This is a genomic window from Eggerthella sp. AM16-19, assembly GCF_003474385.1.
GTDB lineage: Bacteria > Actinomycetota > Coriobacteriia > Coriobacteriales > Eggerthellaceae > Senegalimassilia.
Map to the genome: position 1 here is coordinate 1 of NZ_QUCY01000048.1, position 3,315 is coordinate 3,315.

Consider the following 3,315-nt stretch of genomic DNA (forward strand, 5'->3'; position numbering starts at 1 on the left):
CCTGCGGCGCGGCGAGCCCCGCGACGGCGCAGGCCGCCGCCGCGGCGATTCCCTGGACGCCGCCGATGAACGGCAGGGCGACCAGTCCGGCGGCGATGCCGGCGGACAGCGACGCCACGCGGATGGCCCAGAACGACGCGGCGGGCATGGTGACGCCCGAGCGCGAGAGCATGTCGCGCGTCGCGTCGGCGACCTTCTCGCTCATCGGCACGTAGCGGGTGACGCTGTAGGTGAGCGAGTCCAGGCGGTTCTCGCTGTGCTGGGCCATGTGCGGCCGGCGGATGGGGCCGGACTCGATGCCGCCGAGGCGCCGAAGGGCCAGATACGAGAGCAGCCCGGCGACGGTGGCGGCGCATGCGGAGAGCGCGATGCAGCGCAGCATTTCGATGTTCACGGTACTTCCAATCTATCGGGCGCCTAGTCGAGCTTGATGTCGCCCATCTTCCTCATCATGATGTAGGCCAGTGAGTCCAGCACGACCGCCAGCGCGATGAGCGCCCAGCCGGAGGGCTGGCTGTAGAACTCGCGGTGAGCCGGCGAGATCGTGAGGAGCGCGACCATCATGAAGATGGGCAGGCCGACCATGATCTGCGACTCGATGCGGTTCAGCGAGGTCTTGGAGCGGATGGTCTTGCGGGCCTCGACGCGCGCGCGGACGGTCTGGCCGACGTTCTCGGTGATGTCGGCCAGCGAACCTCCCGTCTGCTGCGAGATGTCGACGGCCGTTGAGAAGAGGCGCAGGTCGCGGCTGCCGGTGCGGTCGGCGACCTTGTCCAGCGCCTCGGGCACCGGCGTGCCCGCGCGGATGTCCGAGGTGAGGCGTCTGAACTCGGACTTGATGGGGTCGCTCATGTTCTCGGCGACGGGCCCGATCGCCTGGGCGACCGACGAGCCCGCGCGCAGGTTCGACGCGATCAGCGGCATGGCCTGGCCCAGCTGCTCCTCGAACTTCTTCATGCCCGAGTCGCGGCGCACCTTGAGGTAGATCGGGAAGCCGACCGCGCCCAAGGGGAGCAGGACGAGCGATATCGCGCCGAGGCCGAGCGTGAGGGCGACGAGGGCCGGCAGGGTCGCCGTGGCGACCCACACGATCTTCGCCTCCTGCACCGACAGCTGAGGGGATGCCTGCTCGCAGACGGCCGTGATGGCCGCCGAGATTTTGCCCGCCGGCCGCTCCTCGGCGGTCTCGACGCCGCCGCGCTCGCGTGCGATGCGCTCGCTGCGGGCGATCACGAGCATGGCGATGCCGAGCACGATGCCCGGCACGGCGGGCAGAAGGTTCACGGGATTGATGGTCGATACGCCCATATCAGAACACCGCCTGCGGGTTGAACCAGTCGTCGTTCACGTATACGCCCTCGTTGGCCATCTTCTCGATATGGCGGCGCATGAAGCGCTCGCCGGTCGGGACGAACCAGCCGGAGTGCTCGGGGTCGTTGGGGTCGTGCTCGAAGCGCACGATCGGCGCGATTGTCACGACGTCGCCCTGCATGCCCTGGACCTCGGCGATCTCGGTCACGCGGCGCACGCCGTGGGAGCGCTCGGTGTAGATGATGAAGTCGATGGCCTGGCTGATGTACTCAAGGATCTCACGCGAGGACATGCCGGTGTTGGCCTGCTGGACGAGCGTGCGAAGGCGCACGGGCACCTCGCGGCAGTTGTCCGCATGGATAGTGGTGAGCGAGCCGTCGTGGCCGGTGGTCATGGCCTGGAGCATGTCGAAGGCCGCCGCATCGCGGCACTCGCCGACGATGATGCGGTCGGGGCGCTGGCGCAGCGCGTTGGTCACGAGGTCGCGGTAGGTGATCAGGCCCTTGCCCTCCACGTTGGCGTCGCGCGTCTCCATGCGGATGACGTGCGGCTGGTTCAGGCGCAGCTCGGGGGTGTCCTCGATGGTGATGATGCGCTCCTCGTGCGGGATGTAGAGCGAGATGGCGTTGAGCAGCGTCGTCTTGCCCGAGCCGGTGCCGCCGGCGACGATCGTGGACATGCGGCCCTCGACGATGGCGCGCATGATCTCGAGCATGCGGCGGTCGAACGAGCCGTTGGCCATCAGGGCCTCGGGCGTCAGGGCGTCCTTGCGGAACTTTCGGATGGTGATGATGTTGTGGTCCACGGCGACGCCCTTGAGCGACGCGTTGACGCGGGAGCCGTTGAACGGGGTGCCGGGGCGCACGATGGTGCAGTCGCACAGCGGCGAGGCCTCGTCGCAGCGGCGGTTCATGCCGGCGGCGATGCGGTCGATGATGAACTTCACATGGTCGTCGTCCTCGAAACACACGTCGGTGAGCCAGAGGCGTCCGTCGCGCTCGATCCAGACGGCGTCGGGGGCGTTGACCATGATCTCGGAGAGGGATTCGTCGTAGAGCAGGTCCTCGAGCGGCCCGAAATAGTACAGGTCGTTGATGACCGCGCGCAGCACGTCCTGGTAGGCGTCGTCGTAGATGCGCCCCGACTGGTCGGAATGGCGCTCTGGCATGAGCCCGTAGAAGGCCGGGTCGTCGATGATGGGGCCGATGACGGCCGCCGCGGCGTGGTCTCGCTGCTCGGCGTCGATGCCCGTCTGCTCGGCCTGGTTGTCGGATGAGAGCTGTTCGCGCGCGGCGCGGTAGACCGCGCGCTCGAGCGGAAGCAGGTCCCTACTGAGCATCGTCGGCCTCCTCGACGGCATGCGGCACGGCCGTGAGCGTCACGTTCGGGTTGGCGACGATCGCGGCGGCCTGCTCGGGGGTGACGTCGAGCGTCACGAGCGAGTAGCCCGCCTCGGGCGTGCCCGTGAGCACGGAATCGAGCGCGACGACCTTGACGCCGTCGCAGATGGTCTCGGTGCTCGATGTCGTGCCGTCCGACACCGCGGCAAGCACGTTGACGCGGTCGCCGACGGCCAACAGCGGCGAGAGGCCGTGGGAGGAATCGAGCGACAGCGCGATGGCGACGTGGCCGTCCTCGATTGCCGACGTGATGTGCGCCGGCGAGGCCGACGCCTGGATGGAGGAGAGCGAGATGGATGTGCCCGCGGTCTGGGTCGTGATAGAGGTGTGCCCGGCGACGTCCGAGACCTTCGTGGCCGCGTCGGTCGGGCAGTAGGCCTTGGGGACGGACTGGGTCTCGAGGTCGGATTCGCTGATGGTCTCGCCGGCGGCGACGTCGCGGGTGGTCACGACGACGTTGACGGAATCGGTCTCGTTCTTGGCGATGATCGCCGATGACTCGGCGAGGCGCATGCCGGAGAAGGCGGTCGCGCCGACGGAGACGGCGATTGCCGCCGCGGCCACGGCGGTCAGGACGCGGGATCCCTTGGTGGGGCCCGCGGGC

At 68.6% G+C, this 3,315-nt stretch carries 4 protein-coding genes; all 4 read right to left on the bottom strand.

Annotated features, from left to right (window positions below; genetic code table 11):
• Positions 1–394, bottom strand: a 394-nt coding sequence (locus DW178_RS11030) for a hypothetical protein (protein ID WP_147363868.1), incomplete at its 3' end; no start/stop codon positions are given.
• A gap of 23 nt (positions 395–417) precedes the next feature.
• Positions 418–1,308 carry a type II secretion system F family protein gene (locus DW178_RS11035; protein WP_118351506.1) on the bottom strand — a complete coding sequence of 297 codons (891 nt, stop codon included), beginning with the start codon at positions 1,306–1,308 and terminating at the stop codon, positions 418–420.
• Position 1,309: 1 nt separating this feature from the next.
• On the bottom strand, positions 1,310–2,650 hold the full coding sequence (locus tag DW178_RS11040; protein WP_158574197.1) for a TadA family conjugal transfer-associated ATPase: 1,341 nt from the start codon (positions 2,648–2,650) through the stop codon (positions 1,310–1,312).
• A partial coding sequence (cpaB, locus tag DW178_RS11045; protein WP_118351511.1) for a Flp pilus assembly protein CpaB occupies positions 2,640–3,315 on the bottom strand: 676 nt, incomplete at its 5' end. The genes cpaB and DW178_RS11040, both read right to left, overlap by 11 nt.